Origin of the sequence: Marinobacter sp. es.048, assembly GCF_900188435.1 — a bacterium.
Lineage (GTDB): Bacteria > Pseudomonadota > Gammaproteobacteria > Pseudomonadales > Oleiphilaceae > Marinobacter.
On record NZ_FYFA01000002.1, the window covers coordinates 692,712 to 707,838 of the forward strand.

Annotated in this window: 15 protein-coding genes; 6 read left to right on the forward strand and 9 right to left on the reverse strand. The window is 57.7% G+C overall.

Annotated elements, in window-relative coordinates:
• The first annotated feature begins 1 nt into the window (after window position 1).
• Window positions 2–1,819: a GspE/PulE family protein gene (locus tag CFT65_RS14240; RefSeq protein ID WP_088828759.1), complete on the forward strand. Its 1,818-nt coding sequence runs from the start codon at window positions 2–4 to the stop codon at window positions 1,817–1,819.
• A gap of 6 nt (window positions 1,820–1,825) precedes the next feature.
• Here the strand turns inward: CFT65_RS14240 and CFT65_RS14245 are convergent, their stop codons facing one another.
• From CFT65_RS14245 to smrA, 9 genes are all read right to left on the reverse strand, one after another.
• Window positions 1,826–2,881, reverse strand: coding sequence for a DUF3080 domain-containing protein (locus tag CFT65_RS14245; protein ID WP_088828760.1), 1,056 nt, complete (start codon window positions 2,879–2,881; stop codon window positions 1,826–1,828).
• 36 nt (window positions 2,882–2,917) lie between these two features.
• Entirely contained in the window at window positions 2,918–3,610 is a 693-nt protein-coding gene (gene mtnC / locus CFT65_RS14250; protein WP_088828761.1) for an acireductone synthase, read from the reverse strand.
• Window positions 3,607–4,167, reverse strand: coding sequence for a 1,2-dihydroxy-3-keto-5-methylthiopentene dioxygenase (locus CFT65_RS14255; RefSeq protein ID WP_088828762.1), 561 nt, complete (start codon window positions 4,165–4,167; stop codon window positions 3,607–3,609). The genes mtnC and CFT65_RS14255 overlap by 4 nt, the downstream gene beginning before the upstream one ends.
• On the reverse strand, window positions 4,164–4,790 hold the full coding sequence (locus tag CFT65_RS14260; RefSeq protein WP_088828763.1) for a methylthioribulose 1-phosphate dehydratase: 627 nt from the start codon (window positions 4,788–4,790) through the stop codon (window positions 4,164–4,166). The genes CFT65_RS14255 and CFT65_RS14260 overlap by 4 nt, the downstream gene beginning before the upstream one ends.
• Window positions 4,791–4,839: 49 nt before the next feature.
• Window positions 4,840–5,835: an XdhC family protein gene (locus CFT65_RS14265; RefSeq protein ID WP_228705858.1), complete on the reverse strand. Its 996-nt coding sequence runs from the start codon at window positions 5,833–5,835 to the stop codon at window positions 4,840–4,842.
• Window positions 5,828–8,032 carry a xanthine dehydrogenase family protein molybdopterin-binding subunit gene (locus tag CFT65_RS14270; RefSeq protein WP_088828764.1) on the reverse strand — a complete coding sequence of 735 codons (2,205 nt, stop codon included), beginning with the start codon at window positions 8,030–8,032 and terminating at the stop codon, window positions 5,828–5,830. The genes CFT65_RS14265 and CFT65_RS14270 overlap by 8 nt, the downstream gene beginning before the upstream one ends.
• Window position 8,033: 1 nt before the next feature.
• A complete protein-coding gene (locus tag CFT65_RS14275; protein ID WP_088828765.1) occupies window positions 8,034–8,522 on the reverse strand; it encodes a (2Fe-2S)-binding protein in 489 nt (162 codons plus the stop codon).
• Window positions 8,523–8,602: 80 nt separating this feature from the next.
• Window positions 8,603–8,794, reverse strand: coding sequence for a membrane lipoprotein lipid attachment site-containing protein (locus tag CFT65_RS14280; RefSeq protein WP_008172919.1), 192 nt, complete (start codon window positions 8,792–8,794; stop codon window positions 8,603–8,605).
• Window positions 8,795–8,857: 63 nt separating this feature from the next.
• Entirely contained in the window at window positions 8,858–9,439 is a 582-nt protein-coding gene (smrA, locus tag CFT65_RS14285) for a DNA endonuclease SmrA (RefSeq protein ID WP_088828766.1), read from the reverse strand.
• Between the two features lie 170 nt (window positions 9,440–9,609).
• Here smrA and CFT65_RS14290 point away from each other — a divergent pair, with 170 nt between their 5' ends.
• The 5 genes from CFT65_RS14290 to CFT65_RS14310 all read left to right on the forward strand — a co-directional run bounded on the left by CFT65_RS14290 (window position 9,610) and on the right by CFT65_RS14310 (window position 15,107).
• Window positions 9,610–11,526, forward strand: a complete 1,917-nt coding sequence (locus CFT65_RS14290) for a putative nucleotidyltransferase substrate binding domain-containing protein (protein WP_088828767.1) — start codon at window positions 9,610–9,612, stop codon at window positions 11,524–11,526.
• A gap of 16 nt (window positions 11,527–11,542) precedes the next feature.
• Window positions 11,543–12,250 carry a PolC-type DNA polymerase III gene (locus CFT65_RS14295; RefSeq protein ID WP_088828768.1) on the forward strand — a complete coding sequence of 236 codons (708 nt, stop codon included), beginning with the start codon at window positions 11,543–11,545 and terminating at the stop codon, window positions 12,248–12,250.
• A 213-nt stretch (window positions 12,251–12,463) separates the two neighbouring features.
• Window positions 12,464–12,730, forward strand: a complete 267-nt coding sequence (locus tag CFT65_RS14300; RefSeq protein ID WP_008172923.1) for a DUF4212 domain-containing protein — start codon at window positions 12,464–12,466, stop codon at window positions 12,728–12,730.
• Window positions 12,731–12,736: 6 nt separating this feature from the next.
• Window positions 12,737–14,503, forward strand: coding sequence for a sodium:solute symporter family protein (locus CFT65_RS14305; protein ID WP_088828769.1), 1,767 nt, complete (start codon window positions 12,737–12,739; stop codon window positions 14,501–14,503).
• 97 nt (window positions 14,504–14,600) lie between these two features.
• Window positions 14,601–15,107, forward strand: coding sequence for a hypothetical protein (locus CFT65_RS14310; protein ID WP_088828770.1), 507 nt, complete (start codon window positions 14,601–14,603; stop codon window positions 15,105–15,107).
• Window positions 15,108–15,127 lie beyond the last annotated feature (20 nt).

Genomic DNA, 15,127 nt, shown 5'->3' on the forward strand with positions numbered 1-15,127 from the left:
TATGGCTGAAACAAGCAACTCCGGAACGGTGCAGCGGCCATCTGCGCCGCCCAGAAGCACCCTGACCCTGAGAGATGTTTGCACCGCACTGGTAACCAGCGGGGAAGTCAGCCAGGAAGACGCCGAACGAGTGCTCTCAGCGAACCTCGGCGCGGCAACCGGCGAAGGACAGAAAGGCAGGCGCCATCCTCTGGAACTGGTGGCGATTGCCGCGTTGACCAGCCAGAAGAGCGGTCGCACCCTGGATCTGGATCGGCTGACCCACTGGTTGGCCGATTGGGCGGGGCAACCCTATTACCATATTGATCCCCTCAAGATCGACACACCCGCCATCGCCCGGGTGATGTCTTACGCCTTCGCCCAGCGCCATGGCATCCTGGCGGTTGAGATCGGCGCCGACGAGGTGCTGATCGCCAGCACAGAGCCTTTCAAGAGCGATTGGGTGCAGAACCTTCAACAGGCCGTCCGCAAGGATATCCGGCGCGTTGTCGCCAATCCCGAGGATATCCGCCGGTACACGGTAGAGTTCTACCAGCTCGCCAATTCCGTTAGCAAGGCCAGCGGCAGCCAGGGTCCGGGTGTGGCCGGCAACCAGAATTTCGAACAATTACTGGATCTCGGTGCCAGCGAACATCCGGATGCCAATGACCAGCACGTCGTCAAGATTGTCGATTGGTTGCTGCAGTACGCCTTTGACCAGCGCGCCTCGGATATACACATTGAGCCCCGCCGTACGGTCACCCAGGTGCGGTTCCGGATAGACGGCGTGCTGCACAACGTTTACGAGTTCCCGGAACACGTGGGCGTGGCGGTTACCAGTCGGCTGAAAATTCTTGGCCGACTGAATGTGGCAGAAAAGCGCCGTCCCCAGGACGGTCGCATCAAGACGCGCAAGCCCGATAATCGCGAGGTGGAACTGCGTCTGGCCACCATGCCGACTGCCTTTGGAGAAAAGATGGTCATGCGGATCTTTGATCCGGATGTGCTATTGAAATCCTACGAGCAACTGGGGTTCGGCAAGGAAGACCGCCAGCGCTGGCAGGAAATCACGTCCCGCCCCCATGGTATCGTTCTAGTAACTGGGCCAACCGGGTCCGGAAAAACCACAACCCTGTATTCAACTCTGAAACAGATTGCCTCACCCGAGCTCAACGTCTGCACTATCGAGGATCCCATCGAAATGGTGGAGCCGGCGTTCAACCAGATGCAGGTTCAGACCAACATCGACCTGACCTTTGCCGCTGGCGTACGGGCACTGCTACGGCAGGACCCGGATATCATCATGATCGGCGAGATCCGCGATCTGGAAACGGCGGAAATGGCGGTGCAGGCCGCCCTCACGGGCCACCTGGTGCTCTCGACCCTGCACACCAACGACGCCCCGAGCGCGATCACCCGGATGATGGAACTGGGCATTCCGCCTTACCTGATTCGGGCCACGGTATTGGGCGTCATGGCACAACGGCTTGCCCGAACCCTCTGTCCTCATTGCAAATCGCCCGGCCCCGCTGATGAGCAGGCCTGGCAAACACTCACCCGGCCCTGGAAAGCGCCAGTTCCCAAGCAGTTCTATCAGCCTGTGGGTTGCCTGGAGTGTCGCAACACGGGCTATCTTGGCCGGGCAGGGGTGTATGAAATCATGACTCTGTCTGGCGCACTGCTTCGACAGATCACTGATCAGTGCGAGCTGGAGCAGCTCAGACTGGATGCCTATAAGGAGGGTATGAAGTCGTTGCGCCTTAGTGGCGCGCAGAAAGTGGCTGCCGGCCAGACAACGGTCGAGGAAATTCTGCGGGTAACGCCCGAAAGCCAGCGCTGAACCTGGTCAGGCCCCGGGTCGCAATCCGCACTGGCCCAGTAATTCCTGCCAGGCTTTGGTGTGCGCCATCATGGCCACGTCGAGTTCCCGCCACAGGCTGGCCTCGGCGCTCTGCGAGAGATGCCGCTCATACCAGCCGGCGAAACTTTCTGGCATGACCGCCCGCTGCATTTCCGCCAACTGCTCGAACGGCTCAATGAGCGCCACCCGCCCCTGAGTCACAGTGCTCATATAGGGCTGGATCTTTTCGATATACACGCTGAAGAACATGCTCTGAACGATATCCGACTGGTTGTTGGGCTGGCCGTTAATACAAAGAGGCCGTCCTTCGATTTTCTGCTTGAGCAATGCCGTCCCGTCCCGCAGCCTTGCGGTCAAAAGAAGCGCACTGTTGATTAACTGGCCGGTCCGATATTCCGCCTGCCAGCGCTGATGAACGTCGCCGGCAAAGTCGAGGGACACGACCAGGTCCTCCGAGTACAGGCGGGCCACTGCTGCGTTCAGGCTTTCAATATCAAGGGCCAGATCGGACACGGGATTGTCCTCTGGAGCGACCGGATAATAACCCTTGGCGAGGGTGAACAGCTTCTCGATTTCTTCAACGCCCCAGGTGGCATTCCAGATGGCAATGGGCAGGGATTCAAGCTTGCTGTTGATGGCACCGGTAAGCTCTTCCGAGAAATCTTCATCTTCGATATCCGGAAGGCAATCCCTGGCCGCCTGGATAAACCGGATTTCATAGCGAAGGCGATTCAGAGGCTGCATAACCCGGCCCATCACCGAGTTTTTCTCACCAACCACGTACTGGAGCTCACAACCGTAAAGAGAGAGAAAATCGAGCATTCCCATGTCCAGCTCGGGAATGGTCAGCACCCGGTCGCGGCGACGGGGAAGCTGGCTCGCGGAAGGGATGTCAGAGAACTCGGGATCGGTTTCCAGCACCCGGGCCACCCGTTCCACATACTCATCCATCATGGGTCGGGCATCAGAGAAAGGATCGCAACCGGCAAGAAGCACGGCGAGAACCGGCGCAAAGACTCTGCAAAATCCGGTTCCGGGCATTACTTCCTCCTGCGATGGCGTTACAGAGCCGTGGGCCTAGCGCTTTTGCAGCAGGGCATCGACCTCCGCAAAATCACGGGCAACAAAACGTTCGGTTTCCGGCAGGTCTCCCTCGCGAACAAGCCAAGCGGTTTGCATTCCGGCTTCCTCGGCTGCCTCAAGTTCCGCTTCCACATCAGACAGGAACAAAACCGTGCCTGCCTCGACGCCCACCTCCGACAGAATATTCCGGTATGAAACCGTCTCTTTCTTGCCGCCGATGCGGGTATCAAAATAGCCGGAGAAAAACGGCGTAAAGTCGCCTTCCGTGGTGAAGCCGAAAATCAGTTTCTGGGCCTTCACCGACCCTGATGAGTATACGAACAAACGCAGACCCCGATCATGCCAGCGCTGAAGGTAATCGGCTGCGTCAGCGTAGATATGTCCCTTCAGCTCTCCCTGCTGGTATCCCTGCTCCCAGACCATGCCCTGCAGCGCCTTCAGGGAGGTTTCCTTGCGGTCTTCCCTGATCCAGGTTTCCAGTACCTCGATCAGGCCTTCAACATTCTCACGAGCAACACCTGAAACCTCGGCCACCGCATCCAGTTGCTCAGAAACCGCAAGACTGTCCTGATGCTGGTCGCGGACGAACCCCGGCAGGTGCTTGCTGGCATAGGGAAACAGGACATCGTGCACAAACGAAATAGAGCTGGTGGTGCCTTCGATGTCCGTCAGCACAACCCGGATCATTCCGACGCTCCTGCCATCGCCTCGTAACGAGGCAGACGACCGGCGATATCTTCACCGGTAAAGTCAGCGACCCACCCTTCGGGATTGGTGAACAGGCGGATGCAGGTAAATGCCGGTTCCGGGCCCATATCGAACCAGTGGCGAGTGCCGTCGGGCACACTGATCAGATCGTTTTTCTGGCACAGCACGGCGAAAACCTCGGTGCCGAAGTGCAGGTAAAACAGACCCTGGCCACGGACAAAGAAACGAACTTCGTCTTCACTGTGGGTGTGCTCATCCAGGAACTTTTGCCGGAACGCGTCTTTCTGCGGATTGTCCGGGTTCAGGCTGATCACATCCGCGGTCTGAAAACCACATTCGTGCTTCAGTTTCGAGACTTCCTCGCTGTAGGCCTCAAGGATGTCTTCCTGGGATGCATCAGCCGGCAGATCTTTCGTTGGCCACTGCTCATACCGCACACCGTGGCGGGCCAAAAGCTCCCGTATTTCTTCAGGATTCCCGGTCACTTTGCGTGCCTTTTCGGGCTGGCTCTGGTCGAAAATACTCAGGGTAGTCATGGGCGAACCCTCATGGTTTCAAGCTCACATTCAAACAGGAATTCAAAGGCCTCGACATGGCGCAGGCAATCGGCCATGGTTTTGCCCCAGGTATACAAGCCATGGCCACGAATCAGGTAGCCTGGCTGTCCCGGATGCTCCCGGAACCATTCGCGAGTGTGCTCCGCCAACGCGTCGATGTCCTGGGTGTTGTCAAACACCGGAACTGTCAGGACTGATTCATGGGTCTCAACGCCGGTAAACGCCTTCTGCAGCTCATAGCCCTCCAGCGCCAGTGGCTGGCCGGGCTCAAGCAGACGGCTGAGCACCGTTGCCTTCACCGAGTGGGTATGCAGAACCGCGCCCACCCCGGGAAAAATCTCATACAGCACCGTATGCAGCCTTGTTTCTGCAGAGGAGCAACAGTCGCTCTGTATCGGCCGGCCGGCCAGATCGACCACCATGACATCACCCGCCCCCAGCTGGCCCTTGTGACGGCCCGAAACGGTAATGGCGATGTGTTCGGCATCGATACGGGCAGAATAGTTACTGCTGGTTGCGGGCGACCAACCCTGCTGGTACAGGAATCGACCAGCTTCCAAAATCGCATCCGCGGCGACGGCGTATCGGGTTACATCAAACACGAGTTCTCTCCCGGGTTTCAGAGCGCTTGGGACACTCCCATGGGCGACATTATAGGGACGAAGCGGCGCCCCGCAAATGATGCCGTGCCGTAATCAGATCGGCGACAATGGAGACTGCAATTTCTGCCGGTGTCTTGCTCGGAATATCGACGCCAATGGGGGCTCGCAGGCGCTCCAATGCGTCTTCTTCCAGACCCAGAGAGGCGAGCCTTTCCCGCCTGGCTTCCGAGGTTCTTCGGGATCCCATGGCGCCAACGTAAAAGGCTCTGGAGTGAAGAGCTGCCAACAACCCCATATCATCGATGCGCGGATCATGGGCGAGGGCCAGAATGCCGGACCAGGCGTCGCCAAACTGTGTCGAAATCAGATCATCGGGCAGGCGCCGGTCAAGGGGAATCTCTTCAAAACTCCAGCCAGCGGCGAAGGCCTCCCTCGGCTCACAGAGGGTGACTGCAAAATCCGCCGCGGTCGCGAATTCAAAAACGTAACGGGCGACTTCGCCGGCACCGATCAGCAACAACCGGCACTCGGGCTGCAAAGTGTGAAGGAGCTGTTCGCCGTCAAAGTGGACCGCGTTACCCGCCCGGGAGACAGAATGCTCCAGCCTCGCAGCCCCGTTTATTGGCACGCGACGAACCACCGGTTCGCGATCGCGCAAGGCAGCCGCCAATGCCTGAGCGTGATCGAGACCCGTCTGTCCCTGGAAGGGTTCGATCAGAAGCCGTATCCGGCCACCGCAAGGCAGCTGGAAATGATCCCGGTCATCATCAGTGATTCCATAATCAACGAAGACCGGATGGTCCGGTCCGTCTTCCGCTGTGCGCCGAAGCAGATCTTCTTCCAGACAGCCACCGGACACCGACCCGCTCCAGTGGCCGGATTCTGCAATCGCCAGCCAGGAGCCGACCGGACGCGGCGAGGAGCCCCAGGTGTCCACTATCGTGCAAAGCCAGGCTCTCTGACCTTCCGCCAGCCAGCGAGACATTCTGTCTAACACTGTCTGGCGGCCGGTAGCGACCGAATAGGCGACGCTTGAATCAGGCATTGGCTTTCAGTGGCAGGCTGCGCTGCCGCTTTCCATTGAGCGCAAACAGGGCATTACCCAGGGCCGGAATCACGGGCGGCACGCCCGGCTCGCCAACACCGGTCGGCGACTCGCTGCTTGCAACAATATCCACCATCACTTCAGGACGCTCGTACTGCCTCATTAGGGGGTAGTCGTGGAAGTTGCTCTGCTGGACCTCGCCATTTTCCAGCGTGATTTCTCCATAAAGTGCCGCAGTCAGCCCAAAAAGGATACCTCCCTCGATCTGGTCCTCCACGATACGGGGGTTTACGACCTGGCCACAGTCCACCGAACAGGTGACCTTGAATACCCGGATCGCACCATTCTCGATTCCGGCTTCCACCACCTGGGCAACGTACGTTCCGAAACTTCGGAACAGGGCGAGCCCCCGGGCCCGACCCTCTGGCACAGGCGACTGCCAATCAGAAAGCCTGGCAACCCGGTCAAGCACTTCAAGGTGTCTTGGCTCATGAGAAATCAGCCGACGACGGAACTGGTAAGGATCCTCACCTGCCTCATGGGCCAGTTCGTCCATGAAGGTTTCGACGGCAAACCCGTTGTGGGAAAAACCTACCGAACGCCACCAGGTAATTGGAATGCCGGGATCCGTGCGGGTGTGGCGGATATCAATGTTGGACACCCGATAGGGATACTCGATGGCGCCTTCAATCGCAGAGAAGTCTTTCGGTGTGGCAATGCCTTCGGCCATCAGCCCGACTGTGCCCAGGGTGTCGTACATGAATTTAGGTGCCCAGGGATACTGGGCCGGCGCCGCATTGCGGATATACCAGTCAAGGATTTGCGGGCCCACAATCTGGTGCTGCCAGCCTGTCAGCTCACTGCCTGACAGGCTGGCTTTCATACGGTGCAGCATTGCCGGGCGATAGAGATCGTGACGGGTGTCCTCTTCCCGGGACCAGATGACCTTAACCGGCCGTCTGACCCGATAGGCCACTGCTGCCGCTTCCTCAATATAATCCTGGGTCAGACGACGGCCGAAACCGCCGCCCAGAAAGGTGGTGTTGATGGTGATATCGTCGGGCCCAAGATTGGTCACCCGGGCTGCTGCTATCCGGCCAAGGTCCGGCGCCTGTGTCGGGGCCCACACCTCCATCCCGTCCTCTCGGTACCAGGCCGTGGCGTTCATGGGCTCCAACGTAGCATGGGCCAGGTAGGGCTGGGCATACTCCGCTTCCACAACCCGGTCGCCCTCCTCCATGGCACTGGCAAAACTACCCTCACTGCGCTCGGATTCTCCAGGATTGTCATCAGCTGCGGCGCGATAGGAATCAAATACATCGCCCGTGGACAGAGACACGGCATCCGAAAAATCCCAGTCTATCTGGAGCGCATCCTGGGCCTTCCGGGCACGCCAGTATTTGTCTGCAACAACAGCCACGCCACGCTCGATCTCAAATACATCAAGCACACCCGTCATTGCCCGGACTTGATCAGCGTTGAAGTCCCGGACGCGGCCGCCGCGTCGGGGAGACCGTGAAACAACGCCGTACACCATGTCCGGAAGATCGACATCAATTCCGTAAACTGCGGTTCCCATGGACTTCGCCCGGGCATCGAGTTTGACTAGCTGCTTGCCAATATACTTCCATTCGCTCTGCGGCTTGAGGGCTATTTCTCCACGCACAACTTCTTTAGCGGCCAACTCAACCAACTGGCCATAGGCCATGGAATCGATACCGTTCGGGTGCACCACCCTACCTTCACTGGCGCGACATTCGGTTGCTTCGACGTTCCATACACGTGCTGCAGCCATAACCAGCATTTGCCGGGCTTCCGCACCGGCCGTTCGAAGCGGCTCCCAACTGGTCGCAACACTGGTGCTACCGCCTGTCAGTTGCAGCTTGTATAGAGGATTTCGATACTCCGGCGCCACCGGTGCAAAGCGGGGTGTGATCCGTTCCGGCTGGATTTCCAGCTCCTCGGCGATGAGCGTGGTTAACCCGGTGTAGGTGCCCTGCCCCATTTCGACCCTGGCCAGGGTGAAAAAGACTTCGTCATCTTTGGTCAGTTCCAGCCAGGCATCGGGCCGCCATTCGCCTGTGTCCGGCTCGTAGCCGGTCTGGATTCCGGCACAGCCCGGCAACGTTATTGAAACCATCAGACTGCCGGAGGCACCGGCACTGACCTTGAGGAAATGCCGTCGATTCATCGCCATCTCACGCTTCCCCTCCCTGAGAACCGTTTGACGACTCAGCCCCAGCCACCGATTCCACGGCTGCAATAATCCGGGAGTAGGTTCCGCATCGACACAGATTGCCTGTCATGGCTGCAACAATCTCATCTCGCGAGGGAGCCGCACTATTGGCCAACAAGTGGGCGGCACTCATGATCTGGCCAGACTGACAGTAGCCGCACTGCGGAACGCCGTGCTCGATCCAGGCTTCCTGTAGGGCATGAAGACGAACCCCCTCCCTCAGACCTTCAATCGTAACCACATCGCCACCCGCGGCCATTTCAACGGGTGTAGAGCAGGATCGCACAGGCTGACCATTCAGGTGCACCGTACAGGCGCCACACAGACCCGCGCCGCAACCGAATTTGGTGCCCTTGAGCCCCAACTCATCACGCAACACCCACAGAAGCGGCGTATCCCCTTCAATGTTCAGCGAGCGCTCGTCGCCATTGACTGTCAGGCTCACGGCCATCCCAACCCTCTCCTTTACCTGTCTCCGGCATTATTTCCGGATTCCTTATTGTGGCTGCCCCTGCGGCAGATACCAGGGTCCTATCTAACGACTTCTTCGCCATCCTTGTTAACCCAGATCTTGCGTTCGCCGGACTCCATCTTGCCGTTCGAGTCCCAGACCTCCCGGTCCGTTGTGGCCTCTTCAACCTTGCCGTTGTCGTTCCAGATAACTCGATCCTTACAACCCGCCAGTGCCAGTACGGCGAATACAACCAATACAGCTTTTTTCACGACGATAATCTCCGTTCAGCCGCCGCAGCGGCTCTTGTTAAGGAATACCTGGGAATGGCAGCCCTAACGGCTGCCGTGGAGTTCACGATTATGCTGCTTATCCCGGTCACTCTTTCGCACCATGACATAAACAGCCCCCGTACCACCATGGTGTTTCTGGGCCGAATGAAAGGCCAGGACATCGTCCAGCTCGGGCAGCCATTTGGCGAGGTAGCTTTTCAACTGCGCGATACCATCAGGATTACGCTCGCCCTTGCCATGAAGAATGATGACCGAACGCAGGCCATAGCGCACGCAATCGCCGATGAACCTGAAGACTTCGCGCCGGGACTGCTCAACTGTCATCCGGTGCAGATCGAGGCGTGCCTCGATCGGATACTGGCCCAATCTCAGCTTGCGAAATACGCCGTGCTGGATGCCTGGCCGCTGCCAGCTCAGCACATCGTGGGCGGTGAGCGGCTCTACCATGTCGGAGGTCAGGGGGTTGGTATCCCGCACCGGCTTTTCAACAGCCGCCCTCTGGCGCTCCAGGTGACCTGGCGTCAGTTCACGGTGCGTTGTAACCTCGGCCCGGTTGGGCTTGCGGATACGCCGGACGTCTTTCATTTCCTCAAGGAAGCTGAGGCGCTCTTCTTTGGTAGTCATGGCGTTACAATTAATGACCTGTTTCAGATTCCGACTTTACCACCCGGGTAACCGGCCTTAAAGAAAACTGATCTATGTCAGACTTATTGCGACCAAAATCGTAGGGCAACAGATGCCCTGGCTGCACTACACTTCAAACAGACAATAATAACCAGCGAGTGACAACGGACATGGCCTCAGCGCACCAAGAAAATGACCGCCCGCAGAACATCCGCGCCATCATGACGTTTTTGCGGGAACACGCGCCTTTCTCCAGCATGGATGACGCCCATCTTGCGCATTTCGCAGAGAACGCCTCCATCCAGTTCTACGCCGATGGCGATGTCGTGTTGTCTCCGGATCAGGATGTCGTTAAACGATTCTACGTGGTCAAACAGGGGCGGATTCGTGGCGAGCGCCACAACGACAAGGAAGACCGTACGGAAACGACCTTCGAAATCAGCCAAGGCGAGTGCTTTCCCCTCGCCGCCATGATCGGCGAGCGGCCCACCAGAACCCTGCATCGGGCAGACGGTGACACCTTCTGCCTCAGCATCGGGCAGACGGCGTTCGTTACACTCTTTGCTGAAAGCGAACCGTTCCGGGATTTTTGCCTGCGGGGCGTCAGCAGCCTGCTCGATCAGGTAAACCGGCGCATACAGTCAAGTGCCATGGCCTCAATAGGGTCCAGCACGTCCCTCGATACGCCACTTGAACGCTATGCCCTGCGCAATCCGATCGTATGCTCACCCGATCTGCCAGTGCGTAAAGCCGTGGCCCGCATGCACGAGAACAACGTCGGCAGCATTATTGTTACCGATGAAAACCGTATCCCGACCGGCATTTTCACACTGCGGGACCTTCGCACCATGATCGCCGAGGGCGCCGGCCCCCTGGATACACCGATACAGCAGGTAATGACCAAGAATCCCTGCTGTCTTCCTTCCCACGCGGATGCGTTCGAAGCCGCCATGTTGATGGCGGAGCATCATTTTGCGCATCTTTGCGTCATCGACGATGACCATAAATTGATTGGTGTGGTTTCGGAACGAGACCTGTTCTCCCTGCAGCGCGTGGATCTGGTGAATCTTGCCCGCACCATTGGCACGGCCACCCATCTGCGCACCCTTGTCAGCCTGCGAACGGACGTATCACGTCTGGTGGATGCGATGCTCGCCCACGGCGCGGACTCCGGGCAGGTGGTCAAGATCATCACCACGCTCAATGATGTAACCGTCCGGCGGGTCCTGGAACTGAACATCAAGAAGAACGATCCGGGCATTCCCTTCACCTGGCTGACGTTTGGCAGCGAGGGCCGCCAGGAGCAGACCCTGCTGACCGACCAGGACAACGGCATACTGTTCCAGACGCCGGAAGGGATGACCGCCGACCAGGTCCGCGAAAAGCTGTTGCCCTTTGCACGAAAGGTAAACGACGAACTGGCCGAGTGCGGCTTTACCCTGTGCAAGGGCAACATCATGGCCAGTAACCCAAAGCTTTGCCTGAGCGACAAGGAATGGGACGACTGGTTTATCCGGTTCATTGACGCCTCCACGCCCCAGAACCTGGTGTATTCTTCAATTTTTCTTGATATGAGAGCCATCTACGGTCCGACAGAGCCGTTGAACGACCTCCTCGACAAGATCCTCACGCGAATCCGGAAAAACGCACTGTTCCAGAAAATGCTTGCCGGTAATGCGTTCCAACGGAAGCCGCCGCTCACCATGTTCCGCAATTTCCGCTTTATATCCGAGGGCAACAAGCACTCACTGGACCTCAAGCGTCAGGGCCTGGCTCCGTTTGTTGAGGCGGTGCGGGTTTTCGCCCTGGCGAATGGCGTTGAGACAGCGAACACGCTCGAGCGCATGGATGAGCTGGCGAAAAAAGGCGTCTTTGATCCTAAAGACGCCAACGCCTGGAAGGAGGGTTATAGCCTGATCCAGGCGATCCGGATGCGAGCCCACCAGGAAATGCTGGCGAAGGGAGAGGAGCTCACCAACTACATCGATCCCGACGATCTGAACCCACTCGACCGTCGAATCCTGCGGGAATCCTTCAGGCAGGCGCAGCGGTTGCAACAGAAACTCGAAGTTACCTACCAACTCTGACCTTCAGGCGCGAGACATGCTGGAACAGATCAAACAATGGATTGAGCATCGCCGGGGCGGAAAAATCGGTAGTCACGATCCTGGCAATCTGCCCAATCCGAAAACGCCGGGAGAGCAGCTGCTTACGGACTGCCGCCTGATCGTGCTGGATCTGGAAACAACGGGACTGAACCCCTCCAAGGACGAGGTCATCGCTATCGGGGCCGTCGCCATCCGCGGCGGCATTATCCACCTGGGCGACCAGTTCGATCTGATCCTGAGACGACCGGAACTGGACATCCGGGAAACCGTGCTCATCCACGGGATCGGTCCCGAGGCACTGACCCAGGGCCACGAAATCGAGGACGCACTGCTTTATCTTCTGGAATGGATGAACGGCGACCCGGTCCTGGCCTACCACTCGGCGTTCGATCAGAAATTCCTGGAAAAGACCCTGAAAGCGCAGCTTGGCTACACCCAGCCTCACACCTGGATGGACGTGGCAGACCTGATGCCTGCGTTTTTCCCCAACACCAAAACCGGTGGCAAAGGACTCGACAACTGGGCCGATTATTTCGGCCTTGAGGTCAGCGAACGTCACCACGCGGCTTCCGATGCCCTCGCGACGGCCGAACTGACCCTGGTCGCCCTCAACAAGGCGCGGTCGGAAGGGGTAAAAACACTGAAAGGGCTTTACGACAAGCTCCATTACCACCGGCGCCTTCAAAACATGCATCGTTTCTGAATCGATGCCAGGCGGAACGTATCATTAATAGATCGACGTCACGCCAAATTACTGAGAATTAGACCTTTTGCCAATATCTATAAATCGCTTGACCAGTAAAGTCATTAGGGACAACTAGTCGGAGAAGTACTTATATGAATAATAAATTCTCTAATCGAAGTGCCTCACCAAAAACCCACCCAACCTCCACAACAACAAAACAGGAGTGATCCTATGTCAGCAGGTCATAGCTACGATGCTGAAGCATACTGGAAGGCGAATCTGCGCCTGATATTCGGGAGCCTGATAGTCTGGGCCCTCGTATCTTACGGCTTTGCAATTCTGCTCCGTCCGATGCTTGCGGGTATTCCGATTGGTGGTACTGATCTGGGCTTCTGGTTTGCCCAACAAGGTTCCATCCTTACGTTCATCGCTCTGATCTTCCACTACGCGTGGCGCATGAACAAGATCGATGAAAAATTCGGCGTGCACGAGGAGTAAGAACGAATGAGCCAATTTGCCATTAACATCATGTTTGTAGGGGGCTCATTCCTCCTCTACATCGCAATCGCTATCTGGGCCAAGGCCGGAAGCACGAGTGACTTCTACGTTGCCGGCGGCGGTGTTCATCCGATCACCAACGGCGCTGCAATCGGCGCCGACTGGATGTCCGCGGCATCGTTTATCTCCATGGCAGGACTGATTGCTGCCGGTGGCTACGCCAACTCCACCTTCCTCATGGGCTGGACTGGCGGTTACGTTCTGCTGGCCATGCTGCTGGCTCCGTACCTGCGGAAGTTCGGCAAGTTTACGGTTCCCGAGTTTATCGGCGACCGTTTCTACAGCAAGAATGCCCGCCTGGTGGCAGTTATCTGCCTGATCGTAGCGTCTGTAACCTATGTTATCGGTCAGATGGCTGGTGCCGGTGTTGCCTTCTCCCGCTTCCTGGAAGTTGATTCCACTGTCGGCCTCATGATCGCGGCTGTCGTGGTCTTCATCTACGCAGTTATGGGTGGCATGAAGGGTATCACCTACACCCAGGTAGCCCAGTACTGCGTACTGATCATTGCCTACACCATTCCTGCGGTGTTCATTTCCCTGCAGCTGACCGGGAATCCGATTCCAGGTCTGGGTCTGTTCTCGACTCACGTGGATTCCGGCATGCCGATCCTCAGCAAGCTGAACCAGGTTATCACCGACCTCGGCTTCAATGAGTACACCGCCGATATCGACAACAAACTGAACATGGTTCTGTTTACCCTGTCGCTGATGATCGGTACTGCGGGCCTGCCACACGTTATCATCCGCTTCTTCACCGTACCCAAGGTGGCTGACGCACGCTGGTCCGCAGGCTGGGCGCTGGTATTCATCGCCCTGCTGTACCTGACTGCGCCGGCTGTTGCTTCCATGGCTCGCTTGAACCTGATGACCACCATCTACCCGGACGGCACCACAGCGGAGCCGATCCAATACGATGAGCGTCCAAACTGGATCAAGGAGTGGGAAGTAACTGGTCTTATCCAGTTCACCGACAAGAACGAAGACGGTCGTATTCAGCTTTACAACGACAGCGAAGCGTTCGCGCCCACGGCTGAAGCCCGCGGCTGGAACGGCAACGAGCTGGTCGTAAACCGGGATATCCTGGTACTGGCCAACCCGGAAATCGCCAACCTGCCAGGCTGGGTCATCGGTCTGATCGCAGCGGGTGGTCTCGCAGCAGCACTGTCCACGGCGGCCGGTCTGTTGCTAGCGATCTCTTCGGCGGTCAGTCACGACTTGATCAAAGGCTCCATCAATCCGGCTATCTCGGAGAAAGGTGAGCTGCTGGCAGCCCGGATATCCATGGCTGTGGCCATCGTTGTTGCCACGTGGCTTGGCGCGAATCCTCCCGGCTTCGCCGCGCAGGTTGTTGCATTGGCATTCGGCATCGCCGCTGCATCCCTGTTCCCGGCGCTGATGATGGGTATCTTCTCCAAGCGTGTGAACAACAAGGGCGCAATCGCCGGCATGTTGACCGGTCTGGCCTTCACCCTGGCGTACATCTTCGTGTACAAGGGCTGGCTGTTCATTCCGGGCACCAATAACCTCGCAGACACCCCGGAAAACTGGGTGCTGGGTATCTCCCCGCTGTCCATCGGCGCGGTTGGTGCAATCGTCAACTTTGCGGTAGCCTTCATTGTATCCAACGCAACTGAAGAACCGCCCGTTGAGATTCAGGAGCTGGTTGAAAGCGTCCGTTACCCACGTGGTGCCGGTCAGGCTACAGACCACTAAGCAACATCTCAGCCTGATTCGTTCAATGAACTGACAGGTTGATACTGAACGGGCTTCCTCAATGAGGGAGCCCGTTCTTTTTTGAGGAATTCATTATATGTTCTGGACATTTGTCGCTACTGTCGTTTGCGGCCTTGGCGCCGCCGGTATCGCTCTCGGTATTCGCGCCGCCACCCAAAATAAAGCCCCCAAGTGGATCATCCCGGTTTTCGCCGGCGCAGGCATGCTCGGCTATCTCATTTACATGGAATACACCTGGTTCGACCAGAAAGAAGCTCGCCTGCCGGACGAAGCGGTGGTTGTGAGCACTGAATCCGACGGCATCCTGTGGCGGCCATGGACCTTCGTGCTCCCCTACGTCACCGCATTCTCCACGGTTGACACCAAAAGCATCAGCCGTGATACCAGCAGCGAGGACATCGTCCGGTTTACCCTCTATCGCTTCGAGCAGAAAATGACGGACGCAGTTTCTCATCGCGTTCACATCATTAACTGTGCGACCCGGGAACTGGTACCTCTGGGATCGGACGGAAGCCCGCGCGTGGATAACCTTAAACTGCTCGAGCCGGGAGATCCCCTGTATGAAACCGTCTGCGCCGAGTGACACCTCGTTAGCGTGATGCA

What these genes read in the sequence shown, in the direction of transcription:
- CFT65_RS14240 (WP_088828759.1), top strand. Translation starts at nt 2, where the DNA reads ATGGCTGAAACAAGCAACTCCGGAACGGTGCAGCGGCCATCTGCGCCG.
- CFT65_RS14245 (WP_088828760.1), bottom strand. Translation starts at nt 2,881, where the DNA reads ATGCCCGGAACCGGATTTTGCAGAGTCTTTGCGCCGGTTCTCGCCGTG.
- mtnC (WP_088828761.1), bottom strand. Translation starts at nt 3,610, where the DNA reads ATGATCCGGGTTGTGCTGACGGACATCGAAGGCACCACCAGCTCTATT.
- CFT65_RS14255 (WP_088828762.1), bottom strand. Translation starts at nt 4,167, where the DNA reads ATGACTACCCTGAGTATTTTCGACCAGAGCCAGCCCGAAAAGGCACGC.
- CFT65_RS14265 (WP_228705858.1), bottom strand. Translation starts at nt 5,835, where the DNA reads ATGCCTGATTCAAGCGTCGCCTATTCGGTCGCTACCGGCCGCCAGACA.
- CFT65_RS14270 (WP_088828764.1), bottom strand. Translation starts at nt 8,032, where the DNA reads ATGGCGATGAATCGACGGCATTTCCTCAAGGTCAGTGCCGGTGCCTCC.
- CFT65_RS14275 (WP_088828765.1), bottom strand. Translation starts at nt 8,522, where the DNA reads ATGGCCGTGAGCCTGACAGTCAATGGCGACGAGCGCTCGCTGAACATT.
- smrA (WP_088828766.1), bottom strand. Translation starts at nt 9,439, where the DNA reads ATGACTACCAAAGAAGAGCGCCTCAGCTTCCTTGAGGAAATGAAAGAC.
- CFT65_RS14290 (WP_088828767.1), top strand. Translation starts at nt 9,610, where the DNA reads ATGGCCTCAGCGCACCAAGAAAATGACCGCCCGCAGAACATCCGCGCC.
- CFT65_RS14295 (WP_088828768.1), top strand. Translation starts at nt 11,543, where the DNA reads ATGCTGGAACAGATCAAACAATGGATTGAGCATCGCCGGGGCGGAAAA.
- CFT65_RS14300 (WP_008172923.1), top strand. Translation starts at nt 12,464, where the DNA reads ATGTCAGCAGGTCATAGCTACGATGCTGAAGCATACTGGAAGGCGAAT.
- CFT65_RS14305 (WP_088828769.1), top strand. Translation starts at nt 12,737, where the DNA reads ATGAGCCAATTTGCCATTAACATCATGTTTGTAGGGGGCTCATTCCTC.
- CFT65_RS14310 (WP_088828770.1), top strand. Translation starts at nt 14,601, where the DNA reads ATGTTCTGGACATTTGTCGCTACTGTCGTTTGCGGCCTTGGCGCCGCC.